We start from the raw sequence: 19,170 nt of genomic DNA, 5'->3' as shown, positions 1-19,170 counted from the left end.
TTTGCCTCGGGCGCTTACTCCGCGCCCTCGTGTTTGCGACGATCGCGAAACAGAGCGCCAAAGAAGAACAGGCCGCTGCGCACCGGATCATCCTCGCCAACACTGTCGACCAGGCTTGTATTTTCTACGACAATGGTTCCGTAGATCCAATTCCAGAGGATCCTGGCCACGGATACGGCCGGCATTCGGTAGAGCGGAATTTGATGGGCGCGCACCGCATCGCGAAAAGCGCGCAGGTAAATGCGATAGCTGCGCGGCATGGTGGGCATATACATTTTGTAGGTACGGCCGCGGTTTTCAATCATCAGCGCATGGAGGCGACTGTTGCCGCGCGCAAACTCCCAGTAAGTGCGCGCAATAGCCGCCAGTCGTTCCAGAGGATCGCTCTGCGCAGCGCTGGCGGCTTCCATCATATTGGCCATTTCGCGTTCCGCGGCGCGCAGCAGTTCGCCGATAATTTCTTCCTGATTCGAGAAATAGAGATAGGGACTGGCGACACTGCACTCCAGCCGTTCGGCGATGGCGCGCATGCTCAGACGCTCGGCGCCCGATTCGCGCACGATAGCCTGCGCCGCTGATAGTATGGCCTCGCGACTGAGCGATCCGCGCGCCAGTGACTTGCGCTTTCCGGCCATCGCTTGAGGTTCGCGTTCCCCGCTACGCAGCGTCAACCAAATCCGGGCGCCGTCCAGCGGCCGCCTGCCGCCGCAGTCCGGCGCGACTGGCGGCAGGCAATGTCCAGGGCGCGACTGATCTCGCTGCGCAAGCGTTGCGGTTCATCCAGCAGCCAGTCGAGCGCCGATGTAGCCAGCGCATCTCCGCTGGCGCGAATCCGATTATCGTACTCTTGCCGGCAGCGCTCACGAAAATGCTGCGCCGCTTCTATCTCGCCGGCCTGCAAAAGCTGACGATACTTAGTTCCACTAAACAGATCGAAGGCCGCCTGCTCGCCCATCACGCCCATGCGCGCACGCGAGAGGGCCAGTGCGATGACCCCCGGGCGCAGGTAGCGCGAAAAGGCCTGGATCTGGCGGCCGCCGTAGTTCTGATTCAGTACGACGGACACTATCGGTCCCCGTGACAGGACATTCACATCCAGCGACTCGCCGCCAATCTGCTGGATGCGCAAACGCTCTTGTTGCGAACCAGGAGTAAAGCCGGGCGCATTGCAAAGCATGAGCAGCGGCAGTTGTCGACGGTCTACAAATTGCATAAATCGGCGAAAGCGTTCGGTCCCCGGCGCGTCCGGCGCCTGGGCATAGAACGGCTGATCGGCAATCAATGCGATGGCCCGCCCCTCGATGCGCGCCAGGGCCAGAATCAGATTCGGTTCGCTGGTTCCGGTCCAGTGGCGCAGATAAAGCGCGGCCCCGCCATCGACCAGCGACTCAATGACAGCGCGCATATCAAAGGGCTGGGTCGGATCTCGGGGGATCTCGACGTTTCCGCTTGCGGCGCGCGCGGCGGACGTCCGCCTGCACACGTAGCCCAGCCAGTCAGCGACCCAATCGAAGGCGGCGCGCAGGTCGGGCGCAACAAAATCCGCAGCGCCGCGCAACTCTGTAGCGCGCGCAGCATCGGCGCACAGGCAGACTGTTGCATCGGCGCCGCTCAGAACTTCGGCGCGCTCCAGTCCGCGCGGATCAGTAACAAGGTGCAGCCGCGGCTGACGAACTTCGCGCAAGGTCTCCAGCAAATCCATCTGCTGGGCTGCGTTGCTCAGGCCGGCAGCGCCTCCCTCCCACGCCGCACCATGGATGATGATGCGCGGCAATCCAAGTTTATGCGCACTGCGCAGTAGATCGCGTATCTTGATCAGCGAGGGACGACGCCAGATACCATCGTTGTTACGCAAGGCAACGATCATCGTCGACTGGCCGGCAAAGCGAGCCAGGCCGCCAAAAGCCTCCTCGGCCGATCGGTACTGGCCCTTGCATTCTACAAAGATTCCCTGATCCACATGAGCGCGAAGTTCGTCCGGGCTGAGTACGGTTTGCGCCGATCGCGGATGATCTGTCACAGAACCAATTCGTTCGATGGAATGAACGCCGACTTCGGCGCCGCCGCCCAGAAGCTTGTGCACCAGACGCAAACGGTACATTAGATCGATGCGATCGGCGCCAACCAGATCGACGACGCCGGTCATACGACCCATCACACGTGCGCCGCCAATATCGTAATTGCTTAAGTCTTCTCCGGTGACTGACCTGATTACTACCGATCCAGTCAATACACGATAGGACTCAGGGTGATCCAGCATCAACTGCAATGCGGCCTGCGAAGAGCCATATACATCCAGGCCGGTCGAGGAACCCTGACCGACAGCGACCATCAAAAAGCGGCGCGGCCGGCGGTCGGCCAGCTCGTCGCGATCGAAGCCGTGCATACGATCCAGTTCTGCGGCCATAGACTGAATCGTAGCGTCTCCCGATCGTTGCAGGTTGCCGAAGAGTTCGCTGTAAGTACAACGATCGCCGCACACCGCGTTCATCATGAAACCCTGCGCGGCACGATTCAGAGAAACCATTCCCTGACGCACATTGGCGCCGGCGCCATCATTCCAGACATACAGCGGCAGATCGTAGAGATAGGCAAGATAGACAGCGGCTACATACTTCTGGCCTTCCAGATCGCCAGTGGCCCCGCCCTGAATGCGCGAGTCCTTCATGTAAAATAGCGCCGGCTGGGCGGCAATTGTCCCGCGAAAGATGTGCGCGCCAACCTCGACTGCCGGCCCCCCGCGGACGTCTGGCCGGTCGATGCAAGGAACGAAGAGCTGCTCAAAGCTGCCGGCATCAAAGCATTCGCGAGCCCAGATTTCTACCGGCCACTTGCCGCGCGCAAATAGCCGCTCATCGCCAGGCGCCGGAGTATGTGAATGACAGGGGTGCGCCGGATCTTCTGGTTGCAGCAAATCCAGGACGACGCGTCCACGATCCAGCGCAAAGCGTATGTCACGTCGATCTTGATTGCTGCGCAATTCCAGCAAAACGGTGTGAGCGCGGGCATGCAAAAAGAAACGCATGATACGATCGGCCACGCGTCGAATAATGGACTGATTGAATCGCCGTGGATCGATGCCAAAAAGATCCAGATCCAGGCTGTGCTCAAAGGCCAGTATCTCCACCAGATTGTTTTTGCCGCGGGCAATGTGATCATAGGCCCGCAAAACGCGCAAGGCGCGAATTGCTGACTGCTCTACGTTAGGCGCTCCCAGTATGGCGCCGCTGGCATCGCGCTGCGGAACAGGCGCGCCCTCGCCCACGCAGACCATGCAGTGATAGGAAAGCGATGCATCGTTCCTGGACTCGACCTGCCACAAAATGACATCACTGTAGGGGCTGTAAAGTCGGCGCAGCTCGTGCGTTTTTAAGCGGCGTTCCGCTCGCCGGCGCACCTCCGCCAGCGTCGCCGGCGCAAGAACAGTCGGAAACAGTTCGGCGCCTGGACGGGACAGGCTGGCGCGCGCGTGCTCGCGAAAGGCGCTGTCCATTTCGCCAGGCAGCGCAACAAAGGGCTCCAGAATGAAGCGTCGGAAATCGGCGGCGTAAAGTCGATTCAAGCCCGTTCCGGAATACTCGGCGCGGTTGCGAGCATTGTGCCTGGTCTTTGCCGCCAGTATGCGCCGGGCTTCGTTGGCAAGCCTCTCGTCGGAATGATCGCGCGTCTCGCCAATCAATCGCTCCAGGGCGCGCTCCGTAGATGGCTGGATTTCCTGCAATCTGCCAAGCAGCGGCAGGGCTCGCAGCAATAGCTCCGCGCCGGCCTCCAGGCGACGATACAACTTCAGTAAGTGAAACAATCCGAAACGGCTGCGCAGATCCAGATGGATGTTTTGCCCGTCGCCCGCTGCGAAGAGGCGCAATAGGATCCGGGCCGTTGCGCTGCGATAGCGATCCGATAGCGGCGGAGCGCTGTGCTCTGGCGAACGGAGCAGCTCAATCGTTGCGCGCAGCCAGCGGCGTTCTGGATCGCGGGCCGGCGCCAGCAGACGATGCATGCTTGTATATGCTGCAATCCACTCGCGCAGTTCGCTCTGCACCTCTTGCCAGACCGGGCCCGCTTGCTCGAGCTCTGGCGCTGCCAGCAGCTCGGAGCACAGCACGCGCGCCTGATCCAGATCTCGCGTCTGAGCTGAGAAGCCAAAGATGATGCGACGCAGGGCAGACAGAACCTGGCGCGCCGCAGCCAGACAATCCAACTGCCAGGCTGCATGCCACTGCCGTTCCTCGGGATCAAGAGCCAGCCAGGCGAATGGCGCAGACGCTCCAATCGCCGGCGGCCGCGCCGAACTGGATGGTTCGCTGCCCGCAACATCAGCCAGAATATCGCCCTGGGCCAAGGGCGCTCCCGGCCCCATACTGCGCAGATCATGGCCCTGCCGCCGTTGCGCCGCGTCGTCGGCGCGATACAAAAACTGCAATACGCCAGAGATCGGCGCGACCAGCGTCATCTCCATCTTCATCGCTTCGATCACAATCAGCGCGTCGCCCTTCTGCACGGCGCAGCCGGCCTTGAGCTGGACTGCGCTGTGCGCTGCATCGTCGCCGAAGCGAACAAAGCGCGCCGGAAAAGGACAGCGCACCAGGCCTGGCCCGTCGGTCACGACCCCGGCATCGATGGCCTGCAGCCTGCCGCGTCGATAGTAGATCTGACCATCGGGCGCCAGCAGGCGCATGATCGATGTACTTGTATGCCGATCAATCCAGATGGCGTATCTCTGCTTCTCTACAGTTATTAGAAAATCCTGCTGTCCGCCGGCGCGCTCTTCGACCGCCGCACGCAAAAGCCAGACGCCGTCCACATATGCCTCGTATTCCCAGAGGCCTGTCTGTCGCAGGTCGACCTGCAAGGCGGCATCGTTGATCTGAACGGCAAAGGACTGCGCCGGTTCCGCGCCGCCTCTGGCGACCAATTGCTCAAGCAGCGCTGTCGATCGGATTGCCTCCTGCAGCTCTTGCCGGACAAGAAGGCAACGCTCGCCAAGCGCAAAGAGCGCCGCAGTCAAAGCGATCTGGTCGGTCGGAACCGGCGCGCATTGTTGCAATTCAACACTGTCCGCAAGCAGACGATTGTTGTAGTCGCCGGCAAGAAAGGCGTCATGGCGCACAATAGCCAGCAGCTGATCAATATTTGTGATCACTCCAGCAATGTAAATTTCACCGAGAGCGCGTTTCAGGCGATTAAGAGCGATGGCCCGCGAGGGGCCGTGGGCTATCAGCTTGCCAATCATCGGATCGTAGTCGGACAGAATTTGGTCGCCAGCACGATAGCCAAAGTCACAGCGAATGCCGTTGAAGGCCGGCAGAGCGACGGCGCGCAGGGCGCCCGGCGAAGGGGCATAGTCCAGGCAGGGATCTTCGGCGTAGATGCGACATTCGATAGCGTGTTGCTCCGGCCGAAGTCGCTGCGCGAGGGCGCGACCAAACTCGCCCTGCAATTCTCCCTGCCGATCATCGTAGCACAGAATCTGCCAGCGCACCAGGTCGACGCCCAGCGACTGGTCGGTGACGGCATACTCTACCTGCAAACGAGTGTTCATCTCCAGAAAGCCGAACTGGTCGGCCGCCTGATCATAAAGGAATTCAACCGTCCCCGCTCCGCCGCAGCGGTCGTAGCCGCAAGCGCGCGCAAGTAGCTCGGCGGATTCAAACAATCTGACGACGGTAGCCTCCGGCATGAGCTGGTGCGCCGATTCTTCGATGATCTTCTGGTTGCGGCGCTGCACGGCGCACTTGCGCAGGCCAATGGCCATGCCATTGAATATCTGCACTTCGACATGCACCGGCTGCGCGATGTAGCGTTCCAGATAGAGGCTGGCGTCCTGGTAGTTTGCCGCGCCGATGCGCCGGCTGGACTCCAGCGCCGCCGGCAGCTCCGCCGGCGAATGCACGATGCTCATCCCCTTTCCGCCGCCGCCGGCATTCAATTTCACCATTACCGGATAGCCAATGCGGTCGGCCTCGCCAAGCGCCTGAGCGTCGCTTTCAATTTGATCGCTGCCGGCAAAGAGCGCGATACCGGCCGCTCTTGCCAGACGCCGGGCGTCCAGTTTGGACCCCACGCACTGCATGATCTGCGCTGCCGGTCCCATGAAGACAATATTCTGACCGCTCTCACTATTGTACTGCTCGATCATTTGTACAAATCGAGCGTTCTCCGACAGAAATCCGTAGCCCGGATAAATGGCGTTGGCTTGCGCGTAGATCGCCGCCGCAAGTATCGTGGCGGGGTTCGCGTAGCTGGCGGAGCCGCCGATATGCAGGACTTCGTCGGCAAATTCGTGCCAGGACTGATTGCGGTCCACATCGGCAACAACGGCCACGGAACGAATCCCTTCTTCGCGCAACGCAAAGAAAAAGCGGCGGGCAATTTCGCCGCGATTGGCCACCAGCACTCGGCGCAGACGGCCGCTGCGAGGCGAGCTTCGCGAATGGGAGGCCGGGTTGCGGGCCGCCAGCAAGCGCAACGCAGGTTCCAACGCTTCGTTCATAGGCGGCTCAGAAGCGCCACCTGGGCAATGGCGTAGTCGCCGGAATGACTTAAGCTTAAATGACTGCCGGCGACGCCCAGCTCCGCCAGGCGCTGCGGCAATTCGCCATGAAAGCGAAACATCGGACGGCCGCGATGGTCCCTGGCAACCTCCGCCTCCTGATAGTTGAATGCAAAGAGCGCGTCCTCATGCAGGCGCGGGCCATCCAGGGCTTTGAGCAGCGCCTCTTTGGCCGCGTAGCGGGCCGCCAGACGTTGCAGGCGCTGGCGGCCTTCGACCTCGCGGCAGTAGCGCTCTTCGGAAGGCGTGAAGTAACGCCGCAAGAAGTTTTCGCCCGATGGTTCAAAGACCTCGCGAAAGTCGCCGCAAAACGCAAGATCGACGCCTATGCCGTAAATCATGCTCAAAACCGCAGCTCGCTACGGTCGATGGCTGCAGCCAGCAGGCTGCGCGACTCGGCCTGTGCATCGCGAAACAGCGATTCGGTGCGACGCGTGAAAAGCGCATCGCCAGTTCCGGTCCAGATACCGTGCAGTCTTCGCCGCGCAAAATCCTCGCGCGGCGCGCGCCTGATGCTGTAAGCGGCGCGCTGCTCCGGGCTCAGCGCCGCCAGAAAGAAGTTGGGATGCACAGCCAGAATCAAAGCCCCGACGTGGCCAAAACCCAGCGAGGTCAGCAGACCGGCCTTCCAGCGGTGAGGGCCGGCGTGGATCGACTCGTCGCTGAAGGCCATCGCGCTGTACTTTTCCATTTCGACGTCAACATCGTCCAGCGTGCGGTTGCCGGCCGCAATGCCATCGTTGAGCGATTGCAGCAAACCAATCAACTGCCAGGCGGCGGCGCCGCCCTTGGAGTGTCCGGTCAGAGACTTCTGCGAAACTGTCAGCAGCGGATTGCCGGGGCTGCGACCCAGGGCTTTTTGTATGGAGTCGTGCAGACGGTTTTCATTGGGATCATTCGCCGCCGTGGACGTGTCGTGCTTGTAGACCAACTGGATATCGTCAGCCGCCAGCCCAAAGCGGGCAAGGGCGCGACCCAGAGGACTGCTGCCCGCGCCATCCAGCTGCCGCGCCACGGCCAGCACGCCCTGCCCCGGCGCCGGAATCGAGGCCTGGAAGCCGTCGGCGTGGGAAGCTGCGTGGGCGATGATGCCGTAGACCGGCAGCCCGGCCTCCAAGGCAAAATCGCCGCGCGCCAGCAGCAACGTAGCGCCGCCATGCGCTTCCACAAAACCGCCGCGCCGCGAATCATTGGGACGCGACATTTCCGCGGCAGGAATGCCGCGTTCCAGCATCTCGTCCGTGGGGGCCGTGGCGTTCATGTCGGCAAAGCCAAGCATGCTTTCTTCGCTGATATCATCGAAGGCGCCGGCCAGTACGCAGCGCGCCTTGCCTTCGCGAATCAGACTCGCCGCCATTTCTACCGACAGCGCCGCCGTGGCGCAGGCGGCTACCGGGGCCTGAATGGGTCCAAAGCCGCCTACATAAGAAGTCATGACATAGGCTGCTGTCACGTTGATCAATGTCTCCTGTAAGACGTCGCGTTGCCGCTCCTGATCTTGCTTGTGGTCACTAAACAATCGTTGCAGCTTTTGCATTCCGCCCATGCCGCTGCCAACGGTGCTGCCGACCTCGGCCGGGTGTAGATAGCGGTACAGCTCCGTCGGCTGCATGCCTGCCGCCAGAAAAGCCTCGGCCGTTGTGATTAAGTTGAAAAGAGTTACCCGATCTACCTGGGCCAGCAAATCGCGCGGAATGCCGTAGCGCTCCGCCGACCAGCCGGCGGGGATTTGACCGGCCACATAGCGCGACAGGCGCAGCGATTTGAGAACGCGCAGCGCGGTCCCCTTCTTCCGTCGCACAAACCAGCGATCGCGCTCTGGATCAAAATAGAGCTCCGCGCCTTCCGGCATTGCCGCCAGGAACGCTCGCGCCTCCTGGCGGTCTGCAGCCGGAATCAGGAAGTCTTCCTCCAGTACGACATCCGTATGAACAGGGAGATTCAGCGGATCGAAGCCAAGGGTCTGAGGCTCGACGAAACGGATGCCTGTTGTTTGCAAAAGCTCCGCCTCATAGCGAGCCTTGATTTCAAAGTCGGCCAGAACTTCGCCGCTTTCAGCAGCGACCCATGAACGTCCGTTGCCCGCGGCGTTGCGTTCGCTGCGAATGCGACCGGTCATCCAGGCCAGCTCGATAGCGCTTTCCAGTGAAAGCTCGCCGTCCTTTTCCAGATTCCAGCGCGTGCGCGCCGATCCGCCGGGACTGACCTCGCCAAAGCCGACCACGCAAATGATGTCCTTCAAAGCCGGCGGCGCGGCGACAGCGTACCGCTGTAGCTGGGTTTCATCTGGCAGCGCAGGGAAAGGCTGCGCCGGAGGCTGCAGGGCGCGAACTTTTTGCGGTTCGGGCGACTCGCGCAGGAGCTGATGCAAGGAATGCTGGCGGCGACGCAGGCGCGACTGACGTTGCAGCTGCAGGCGAATATCGGCAAGCAGCGCCTTGAGTCCGCTGACGCTGGCCAGACCGCCGCTCAGATCGGCAATCAGGGGGCCCTTGCTTTCCGGCGCAGCGGCGAGGAGCATCGCAATCATAAGACCCATCTCGCTGCGATGGTATGTGCGCACTGCGGCGCGGGCTTCCAGCTCCGGCGCAACGGCATCGTTGAGTTCCATCAATCCAGTGCCGCGCACCCAGCCGATGCGCAGGCCGAGCAACTGCGTATAGCGTCCCCACTCGGCATATTCCGAATGATACTTACGCAACAAGCTTTCCAGAGCCAGCTTGCTTTCCGCATACATGCCATCGAAGCCAAAAACGCCATGATTGGGCGAAAGCGGCAACGCGACGCGCAGGCGCTTGTGGCGAATGTGTCGGCGCTGGTAGGCGCTCGTCATCTCCGCTATCAATCGTTCGACGCCAAGCAGCATGACGCGGAGTCCGGCCATGGAATCGTCGTTGATCTGCAGCAGGCTGTTCTCTTCGCCGATAGCGCCAAAGGGCGCCAATATATCCGGTTCATAGCCCTGCTCGAAAACATAGCGCACCACTTCGCGAATATCGCTCATGCTGCCCTGGGAAAAGGGCAGGATCGCCAGCTCGGCGCCGCGCGCGCCATACTGCTGGTAGAGGCGCTTGTATTCCTTGATCCGCGCTATAGAATAGGAGCTGGTGCACAGCAGCACCTGAGCGCCGCCGGCCAGCAGGTACTTTACCATTTCCAGCGCGATGGAGCGCGGACCGGCGCCGGTGATCAGCGCACACTGACCGACGAAGCTCAGGCCCTGATCCAGAGTTTCAAGGCTCGCCGAGCGAAAGGCGTCGCTGAGCGAAGCGCTGAACTGAAAATGATTGCCCTCGTCCTCGGAGATCTCAATGCGCGGCGCATGGCTGCCGCCAAGCAGATCCTGGCAACTGCCGCCGGACTCTTCGCGAAAAGCAAAGCTGCCATCCTCCTTCCAATCGAGCGCGGCTTTGCCGGGCAACTGCAGCGGTCGGAAAGCGGACTGACGCGGCAGAGCCAGTAAGCGCGCCAGCTCCGCCCTGGTCCGGGCGCCGGTGGCAAGGCGCTGGAAGTAGACGCAGGCGGCTTCGAGCTCGGCGTCCAGATGCGAGGCGATTTGCTGCGCAAACGGCTCGGCGATGACGTCGATGCGTCCATTTTCCAGATCGTAGAAGCTCCGTATCAGGCGCATCTTTGCCCATTGACGACTGCTGCGCAAGAATACGACCTTGCGTTGATCAAAGCGCGGACGAGCAACGCGCTCTTCGCTTTCGCTCCAGCCGACAGCATTGACCTGAGATTCTTCCAGCGTTTCGCGATCACGCACCAGCAAGGCCGCATAGGGATCGACGCCAGCAAGGGTCTGCTGCCCGAAGCGCAGCCAGCGCTCAAGGGCGCCGCCAGCGCCAAAGTACTTTTGCTCGAGGGCCTGCAGTGCGGCCGAATCGACCATCGAAGCCGCAGCGCCCGCTTGTGCGCCGGCATGCGGGAAATTAAGGCCAAGTTCCAAACCGTAGAGATCGACGCAGCGATGGATAAAGTCTGCGGCCGCCCGTCGGTCGCCAAATCGTCCGAGCGGAGCGATGGGCGACAGCGGCCCCTTGCCGATTGATTCGCCAGCGCGCAGGTAAAGCGGCAGTCGCGCAGTCAGCTGAAAGACATGTCCGGCGCCCAGCAGACGACTCTCGCTCAACTGTGCCAGGATTTCACGACGTCCGAAATCGGCCGGCATGAACTTTTTGATGGCATCGTCCAGGGCGACGCGCAGAAAAGGGCCGGGCCGATCATAGGGCCCCAGCTTAGCGAGGGCCAGAGCCAGCTCGCCTACGCTCTTCTCGTGTGCGCCGTCCAGGGCGCTGGTATTGAATTCGCTGCCGAGGTCGGCCAGCGCCTGGTTGCGACGACTGGAATTTCCCTTAAACAATTCCTCAATGTTCAGCCCGTCGCCAATCTCATCCAGACGCATGCCGGCCTTGAGCGCCAGCACGGCTTTCAGTCCGCTGAGCGTATCCAGCGGCCGATCGGCAGGCGCCGCCGTCCCCGTCGCCGGGGCCGCTTGCGAAGCGGGCGCAAGCGCCGGCGGCGGTGATGGCAGCTGCTCTGACAGCGACCCCGAATCCGAGTCCTGCTCTCCCCTGTCACTGCTGATCGGTTGAAGAACAAAGCCTTCGGCCGAAACAATGTCGGCGCCCTCAAAAAAGACCGTGCGACGATTTTCCTCCACGTGAACGATGAGCGGCATCGGACCGCTGTGATCGCGCAAAGTCTGTCTGGCCATTCCGGCCAGATCGCCGCGGGCGCCGATGTCCAGCAGTTGCATCACGCCACACTCGCCAAAGAGCGCGTCCTGAGTTTGCATCCAGAGTACCGGACGGGCAAACTGGTAGGCCAGAAGCTCAATGCACAGACGGCGACGCAGCAAGTGATCCGCGGGGTCAAGGCTTGCGCCCTGCAGCATTGTGGCCACTACCGGACTCTGGCTCCGGGCATAGACAAGTTCCAGAAACTCGCGGCTGAGCGCAAACGGCCGTCCTACCAGGTTGGGAATGTAGCGGCCGTCAAGGCGCGACAGGTCCAGACTGAGCGGCAGGTTCTGCTCCAGCACGGAACGAAAGGCCGGCACGCCCTCCGCCAGCAGCGAAGAGTGAAAGGGTACATCGATGCCCTTCAGACGGATACAGGTCTTATGGCCATGCGAAAGCTCGCGCAGACGCTCCTCCAGCAATTCGAGGGCGCTTTCAAAACCAGTTACTGAGTACTGACGGTTGCGAACATTAAAGTTTACAACTTCCAGGTGTTTTCCGGAATCGCGGCTGGCCCCTTCTACCAGCTGCAGTATCTTCTCTTCCGAAAGCCCGATTTGCCTGGCGCCCAGAATGACCGACATGGCAAAGGGGCTGCGGCCAGAACGATCGCGCGGGACCAGATCCTGCATGGTCAGGCCGCGATGGTAGACAATGGGAATCACATTCTCCAGCGGCAGCGCTTCGTTGGCCGCCAGCGCCGCGTATTCGCCCAGCGAATGCCCTGCAAAATAAGCCTGCTCCACCAGCAGCCCTCTGGATCTCAGCGCCGCCCAGTCGGCCATGCTTTTGGTTAGCAGCGCGACCTGCGTGAACTGGGTGAGATTCAAGACGCCCTGAGGATGCGTCCAGTTGCGGCCGCCGACGCGCAATGTCTCCGGATTCTCGTTGACTACTTCCAGGATGGAGAAGCCGCAGCGCTCATTGGCAGTGCGTTCCGCTCGATCCCAGATGTCGCGCGCGGCGGAGAATTCCTCGTAAAATGGACGGCCCATGCCGGCGGACTGCGATCCCTGTCCGGTGAAGACATAGGCTGTAATCGGAGCGGCGACAATCGCCTCGCCTTTGAGAACGCGCTGGCCGGAAGCGTTGCGCACCTCAAGGGCGTAGACCTGATCGCCCTCCTGCATCGCCGTATGGCGCGCCTCAATCAAGAGCGCCTGGCCAGGCAGTACGACTGCCTCAAACTCGACGCCGCAGGACTTGAGTCGCGTGGAAGAACCAGCGCAAAGATGGTGAACCAGCGACGCTTGCAATTGCGAGGCCGTCCACATGCCGTGTACGATTGGCTCTTGCATTCCGGCGAGAACGGCAAAGTTACGATCGATATGGATTGGATTGGAGTCAAAGGAGGCCTCAGCATAGGCTGCCATTGACTGCGGCGAGCGCACCGCCTGACTCATGGCAAGATAGGATTGGGTAAGCGCAACGCGCGCTGCGCCGCCGCTCAGACTCTCGAGCGCGGCCACGGCAGGGTTGCGGTTCTGCGTCGCATCCTCTGCTTCAAAGCGCACCGTTCCTGCTGGCCGACCCTGTTGGCTGAGCAAACCCTGCAGCAGGTAGCGACGTCGCCCATCCGCTGTGCGCAGATCTTCGCGTTCGTTGCTCTGGAATTCGATGGCGCCGCCAGCCCGCAGCAGATCTTCCGCGCTGCGGCTCAGCTCTACCATGTCCAGAGCGGCAAGTGATTGCAGATTCTCTTCGTTACAGGGGATCGTCAGCTGCAAGGGATCGGTATTTCGGAAGGAAATGGATTCGCCTGGGAAATTGCCGGCGACAAAGAAGCGGCTCTCAAAGGAACAGACTTCCTTTTGCTTGTGCAACATGCGTCCGCTAACCTGAAGCTGTTTGCCATTTTCGTGCAACTGCTGCCCTGCTATCCAGCTCTCCAGCTGCAGAGCGCTGCCGGGTTGCAGGTCCTGGAAGGCCTCCCGCCAGACAAAGGAATGCGACAGATGCAGCAGCCTGAGCAGGTTGCCGCAGTTCTGGCTCAGAAGCGGCGCTACCATGGCGCGAAACACAAAGGCAATGGCCGCTGCGCCGGGGACCGCATCGTGCACATCGAACAGCGCCGAACTGGCCGCGGCGCTGAATTTACGCAGCTGAGCAGCCTCGACAATATGTTCGCCGCGATAAGGCAGCGGCCGCTTCTCTGATTGGCCGTCGTTGACCGGCAGATCCCAGAGCGATGCATAGAATTTCCGGATGTCCTCTGAGCCATCGGCCTCAGCGGCGTGCAGCGGCGCATAGGCTTGCCTGGAAATACAAAAGGACTGCGTATAGATGGAGGCCCTGGCTTGACCGGGGCGGCGGTAGTGGAGCGCAAGTTGCAGTCCGCCGAGGTCGGCGTCGGCCTTGAGCTCCAGCGCCGGCAGGCTGCGCCCAAGATCGCTTTCAGTTTCAAATACCTGCAGGCTTGCCAGACGCTCTTCGCTGTCAAAGCCAAGCCGAAACTGTCGGCCGGCGAGCGGCCGCAGGAGCGCTGCAAAAGGAGAAGCAAAGCTGCGGCTTCGAACTACCACGCGCCTGGCGCCAAGCGCTACGGCAATCGGCCCGCCGCCAGAGCGGGCCAGCAGCTCAGTCCACTGCTTATCGTCCAGATCGCAGGGCCCGTCGATCGCAAGCCTCAGTCCCTCGTCGTCACGCTTCACCTGCACATTCGGTCGGTGAAAACGGTCGACTGTTGCATGGCCAGCGCCCGCGCTCTTGCCATTCCCGTTTTCAGATGCGCCAGACTCGAGGCGCTGGAGCGCGTCCGGTCCGGTCGCCGGGACCAGAGCAACGCGCTGCAAGACGTAGGCCTCAAAACGCGCCAGGATATCGTTGACGCCTTCATCAACGCTTGTGACGCCCTCGATGGCCAGCGGCCCTGGAATCCAGGCGCAGGAATCTGGATCAATGCCTGGGCAGTGTGCATACCACAAGGCATCGGAACGATACCACTTCACGATGTCCGCTCCCAGAGCTGGAATGAAGTTCACCGGCTTGCCAGGCTGCCGGCAAAGATCCAGGAAGTAGGATTCATCTTCGGGAAGTACGGCGCAACGCGCCAGTTCGGGAAAGCGTTCAAGCAATCGATCAAGCGCTGCATAGGGCTGATCAAGTTCAGCCAGCGCTTGAAACAGCGAGGGCTGTTGATCAAACTCAGTTGCGGCGAAGCGACTCTCAAAGCGGCGCAGCAGCGCCAGAAAACGCTCGCGAAAACTGCGATCGATGAAGGGCGCATCTGACCAACCTTCTTGCGGAGCGCTCAAACGATTGTCAGGAGCGGTCAAATCGGCAAAGCGCCGCAGCAGGTCGGCATAACTCATCCGGCTGATTTCGCCAAAGTAAGGCTTGGCGGTGCGCTCGAGGCGCTCGATAATCGCCGCCCGATTTTGATCGACCGCCTGCTGCGCCTCTTCTTCGGACTTGCCGGCGACAAGATCTTCCAGATAGGCGCTGGTTTGCGACCAGTGATTGTCGGCGTAATAGATGTCTGCGCCAAGGCTTGATTTGCCCGAAATGACGCCGCCGCCTTTGGCCGCGCCCCGCAACTTTTGCCAGTCGGCATTGCCGCGCATGGCGGTCAGCGCTGCTTTGATCGTGCTGGCAGTATGCGCCTCTCGCGCCGCCATCAGCCTGGTGCCCAGAAAAACCGCATCCACAGGCATGCATTGTTCCGGATTCCAGTCGCCGGAAAGGTAGGCGTAGGCCTGGGCCTCGGTGGCGATGCCGCCGCCGACGGCAAGGATGGCGTTATGCTGAGCGCGAATGGCGGCGTAGTTAGCGCGCAACAGATCATCCAGTTTCTCCCAGCTGTGATGGCCGCCAGCGGCGCCGCCCTCCACCTGCAAAATCAGTTTGCGGCCGGCATTGGCCTTAGCGATGGCCAGCGCCCGCTTGATCTGGTCGGATGTACCTGGCTTAAACGAATTCAACCAGAGTCCGGCGGCTTCCAGTTGATCGAGAATCTGCAGCGCCTCTTCGACCTCCGGCACTCCCGCCGAGATGGTCACGCCATCGATTGGATAGCCCTCGCGACGCAGTCGTTGCACCAGCGGAAATTGCAGCCGCCACAAATAGGGATCCAGAAAGAGCAAGTTGAGGACTATTCCTTCTCCGGGTTGCAGGGCCGCCGTGAGGCGGTCCAGGCGAGTGCGCAGGATCTCTTCAGTTACCTGGCCGCCGCCGGCCCATTCGACGATGCGCCCGGCATTGGCCGCCGCCACCGGCAAATCGATTTCGACGGTCGTTGGCGTCATCCCGCCGCCAAAAATCGGAGGACGACCAGCGAAGGCCGCGTAGCGATTAACAAGTGTTTCTTTACCATCTGCTAACCGCAACTTTTGGGGGGCGTAAGACGTCCAGTCTGGCGGCGGAGCCGGCGGCGCCATAACGAACTGCTCCAGGCGCTCGCGAGAAGTCAGCGAGACGCAAACGCTGCCGGCGCCGGCCAGCGCCTCGCGCGCCAGGCGATGCAGCGCGTCAGTCGGACCGAAGTTTAGAATGTAGGCCGCCGGAGAGGAGCGCGATGCCGATAGCGCCGCCGGCCAGTCCAGCGGTTCGGTCAAGGCAATGGACGCCAGGCAGCGCTGCAAATCGCCGGCGGCGCGCAGATCGGCGCCGTCGATGGTGGAATACACCGGCGCACGCAATTCGCCGCCGTTGAGCCTAAAGCCGATTCGCTGCATATCCTGCAGCAGTGCATCGGGCGCGCCTTTCAGATGCGGGCTGTGGTAGGGCGCGGTGACTTTCAAATAGGCCCAACTTTCCGGTTGCCTGCCCGCCTCGTGGAGCGCCGCCCGAAATCGCGCCAGACCGTAGTGTGTTCCGACGAGTATGCTTGTATCTTTCGAGTTGCGCAGTCCAATGTAGACGCGGCGCGAAGGATCCGCACTGCGTGCGTTGTACTCATCCATATGCCTTTCCAGCAATTCGCTGGCCATGCTACAGACGGCCATCGGCGACGGTTCGCGATCGCCGCACTCCGCAGCCAGCTGCCGCAAGGCAGGATCGTCGTTGCTTACGCTGTAGCGCTCCCGCGCTCGATAGCCCTGCCACAGGAGCATGCGGATAAATGACGCAAAGCGTTCTGAGAATTGATCAGCATTCTGTAGAGAAACGGCAAACAGGGCTGCGTTGATGCCCTGACTGTGGCCGATGCTTGCCGCGCAGCGTGAAATGAATGGTTCGTAGCCATAACTACGATTTACAAAACGTAGGAAATTGCCAATTTGCGCCGCGAAGATCAGCGGGCCGGAGATCTGTGGCTCCAGCAGGATTGCTTCCGGCGGGGAAAAGTCGGAGCTGTTCAGCCAGGCGCGCAGATCAAAACCATCGAAAAACCATTCCGGGTGTTCCATGGCCTCGGAGCGCAGCTCCTGCTGCAGCGTACTGCACAGCAGCTCAAAGTAGGGTGCATGGCCGATGGGATCCTCATCATGTAGCTTGCGCAACTCGTTGAGAAATGTGTTCCCCTGGCCGGCGAATTGCACAAGGAAACTGGCGTCGCGCTCAGCTATGCGCGGGAAAAGATCGACTCGATTTTCCTCCCTCAGGATCGACAGGTCAAGGCTTGATTTCATGTAGCGCTCCGCCATCACTGGTTGACGCGCAGCTCCGCGTATCGTTGCAACCTGGAGCAATAGAAATTCCCGCGGCGACCCAAAAAGCCGCTGAACGCGATTAGTTAAGATTGTTCAGCGCCGCCAGCGTCTACTCAAGGATTGATACACTGCCGCTGGCCAGCAGCGCGCGCAGTGCGCCTGTAAAACGTTCCGGCGCGCGATAATGCGGATGAGTGCGATACAGGGCGGCGATGCGTTCCAGCTCATCCATCTCGCCTACGCCATCGCTCAGCCGCTGCGGACTCAATGTCGCCGGTTGTTGCGGATGCCCGGCAAAAAGCGTCCGCTTTGCAGAAATGAGACCGGATTGTAACGCCGCGTTTGCCTGTTTTTTGCAATGACAGGGCGCGGCAGGATTGGTCAGACCACAATGTTGCTGCAAGAATCCCCGCAGACGTTCCCGCGCTCGCGACAGCCGCTTGCGATAAGCCGTCGGCGGCAGGTCCAGAATCGCCGCAGCCTCGCTGCCAGAGACCTCGAAGATTTCGCCAAGAATGTAGGCCGCGCGGTGTTCACGGTCCAGACAGAGCAAGAGTCCGGTCATGCAACCAAGCTTCACTTCTTGTTCCAGCAATGCCTGATCCGCTCCTGCAACCGCCGGCTTCGAATCGATCAGCATTCCGCGGGCCAGACCAGCGGCAAAGCCGTCAAAGTCCGGCGCTTGCACCTCCCGGCGCGAACGCCTCAGGCGAAAAACGTGATGGGCAGCGATGCGATAGGCCCAGGTTAGAAATCGACTCTCGCCGCGAAAGCCGCCAAGGTTGGTGCAAATCTTAACCAGCACGTCCTGCGTTGCATCGGCTGCATCCTCCGGCTGCCAGAGCATGCGCAAAAGGAAGTTGTAAAGCGGCGTCTGGATTTCGCGAAGGAGCTGCTCGAGGGCGGCGGCGCTGCCGCCTCGAGTCTTTTCAAGCAGATCGCGGTAGGGATCTTCAAGCGACGACATCCAGGCCTCCCAGCCAGCGGTACGCCAGGGCAATCGCCACGCCGCCTGGAATCCAGGCCAGGGCGTCGAGCAGTCCGGACCAGAACATCGGCGCTGCGGGAATTGTCGACCAGCCAGCGACAATCAGGTGTCCCGCGCCAAAGACGGCAAGCCCTATCAGCGCTCCAAGCAGCGCGCCGCGCAGCGCTTCGTTTGGCAGGCCAAAATCCAGGCGCGGGTAGAGATAGGCGCACAAGCCGGCAAGCAACAGCGTTCCGCCAAGCATCGCCGCCCACTGCAAACCCTGTTCGCGACTGCGCACCACGCCAAGTTGCTCGCTAAAAAGCGGACCGATCAGCGCCGCCGCCATGAGCGAGTTGGCGACAAAACTTGTCGCCGCGCCGGCAACGCTGGCCAATATCCAGGTCATCATAAAGTCCCTCCGGGCGGCCAGGCTTCGCTATCGGAAGGGCCGCGCAGAAAGACAGAGTCGCCGCTGCCCCCGGTTGTGACCGGACAATCGAAAATAAATTCAAAGCCCTTCCAGAATCTGGCGGCTGCGCTCATCAGCCGGAAAAAAGGAGGTTACGCGGATTTCATCGACGGTGACGTCCAGAGCGCTGGTGAAGGTCATATAGGCGGCAAAGAGCTTCAGCTCGCCCTGCGGCGTGGAGAGCTGAAAGTTCAAAATCGGCGCCTCGGCATCGTCCGTATCCCAGGCGGGAAAGCCAATGCCGGTCTCCGCTATTTGCGCATAGAGCGCCCGCAGACCGGCATCCTCCGAGCGCAGCGTGTCCCTGTAGAGCAGCGCCATCAGATGCGCCGCAATCTGATCCCAATTCTGGATGGTATCGCGCAGGTGCTGGAAGACCAGCAGCAGGACGCTGAGATTTTGCAGTTCCAGCTGATGACCGGTCAGAAAATGTATCAGCTTGCGAAATGCATTGTTGTACATAACGATTGCAAAGGTGCGATTGGTCACCAGCGCCGGAAAGGGCTCCTGTTTGCTCAAGATCATCTGCAGCGCCTCCTTGATGCCAGATAGCCTGGCCTCCTCGAGGCTCGATGCAGCGTATCGATTCTTGTAACCGGCCGCAGCAAGCATCAAATTTGATTCGCGCAGCGGCAACTCAAGGGCGCGGCAGATCTTGAGCACGCACTCCTCCGTTGGACGCGCGCGACCATTTTCCAGAAAACTCAGATGTCGCGTCGACAGACCGGCGGATAGCGCCAAATCCATCTGACTGATCCTGCGGCGCCGGCGCATGCTGGCCAGCAGGTCGGCAAAGGGGGTCCGCTTCAGATGGGTTGACTTGCTCACGGTTGCGCCGCCCGGATTTC

Annotated in this window: 7 protein-coding genes; all 7 read right to left on the bottom strand. The window is 61.2% G+C overall.

Annotated features, from left to right (window positions below; genetic code table 11):
• Positions 1 to 14: 14 nt before the first annotated feature.
• Positions 15 to 635, bottom strand: coding sequence for a TetR/AcrR family transcriptional regulator (locus K1X75_07585; GenBank protein ID MBX7057913.1), 621 nt, complete (start codon positions 633 to 635; stop codon positions 15 to 17).
• A 32-nt stretch (positions 636 to 667) separates the two neighbouring features.
• The gene (locus K1X75_07580) at positions 668 to 6,493 is read right to left on the bottom strand and encodes a hypothetical protein (protein ID MBX7057912.1); all 5,826 of its coding nucleotides are present in this window, start codon (positions 6,491 to 6,493) and stop codon (positions 668 to 670) included.
• Positions 6,490 to 6,894: a holo-ACP synthase gene (locus K1X75_07575; protein ID MBX7057911.1), complete on the bottom strand. Its 405-nt coding sequence runs from the start codon at positions 6,892 to 6,894 to the stop codon at positions 6,490 to 6,492. The genes K1X75_07580 and K1X75_07575 overlap by 4 nt, the downstream gene beginning before the upstream one ends.
• A 2-nt stretch (positions 6,895 to 6,896) precedes the next feature.
• Entirely contained in the window at positions 6,897 to 16,862 is a 9,966-nt protein-coding gene (locus K1X75_07570) for a DUF1729 domain-containing protein (GenBank protein MBX7057910.1), read from the bottom strand.
• A 130-nt stretch (positions 16,863 to 16,992) separates the two neighbouring features.
• A complete protein-coding gene (locus K1X75_07565) occupies positions 16,993 to 17,850 on the bottom strand; it encodes an RNA polymerase sigma factor (protein ID MBX7057909.1) in 858 nt (285 codons plus the stop codon).
• Positions 17,837 to 18,262, bottom strand: a complete 426-nt coding sequence (locus tag K1X75_07560; GenBank protein ID MBX7057908.1) for a hypothetical protein — start codon at positions 18,260 to 18,262, stop codon at positions 17,837 to 17,839. Before K1X75_07560 ends, K1X75_07565 begins: the two co-directional genes overlap by 14 nt.
• Positions 18,263 to 18,361: 99 nt before the next feature.
• Positions 18,362 to 19,150 (bottom strand): helix-turn-helix domain-containing protein, encoded by a 789-nt coding sequence (locus K1X75_07555; protein ID MBX7057907.1) that lies wholly within the window; start codon positions 19,148 to 19,150, stop codon positions 18,362 to 18,364.
• Between the last annotated feature and the right edge of the window lie 20 nt (positions 19,151 to 19,170).

The sequence above is a fragment of the Leptospirales bacterium genome, from assembly GCA_019694655.1.
In the GTDB taxonomy this organism is placed as follows: Bacteria; Spirochaetota; Leptospiria; order Leptospirales; family Leptonemataceae; genus SSF53.
The sequence above is the reverse complement of the archived record's forward strand: the minus strand, read 5'-3'. Positions and strand labels throughout refer to the sequence as shown.

Coding starts and splice junctions, on each gene's coding strand:
- K1X75_07560 (MBX7057908.1), bottom strand. CDS start 18,262: ATGATGACCTGGATATTGGCCAGCGTTGCCGGCGCGGCGACAAGTTTT.
- K1X75_07580 (MBX7057912.1), bottom strand. CDS start 6,493: ATGAACGAAGCGTTGGAACCTGCGTTGCGCTTGCTGGCGGCCCGCAAC.
- K1X75_07575 (MBX7057911.1), bottom strand. CDS start 6,894: ATGATTTACGGCATAGGCGTCGATCTTGCGTTTTGCGGCGACTTTCGC.
- K1X75_07565 (MBX7057909.1), bottom strand. CDS start 17,850: ATGTCGTCGCTTGAAGATCCCTACCGCGATCTGCTTGAAAAGACTCGA.
- K1X75_07585 (MBX7057913.1), bottom strand. CDS start 635: ATGGCCGGAAAGCGCAAGTCACTGGCGCGCGGATCGCTCAGTCGCGAG.
- K1X75_07570 (MBX7057910.1), bottom strand. CDS start 16,862: ATGAAATCAAGCCTTGACCTGTCGATCCTGAGGGAGGAAAATCGAGTC.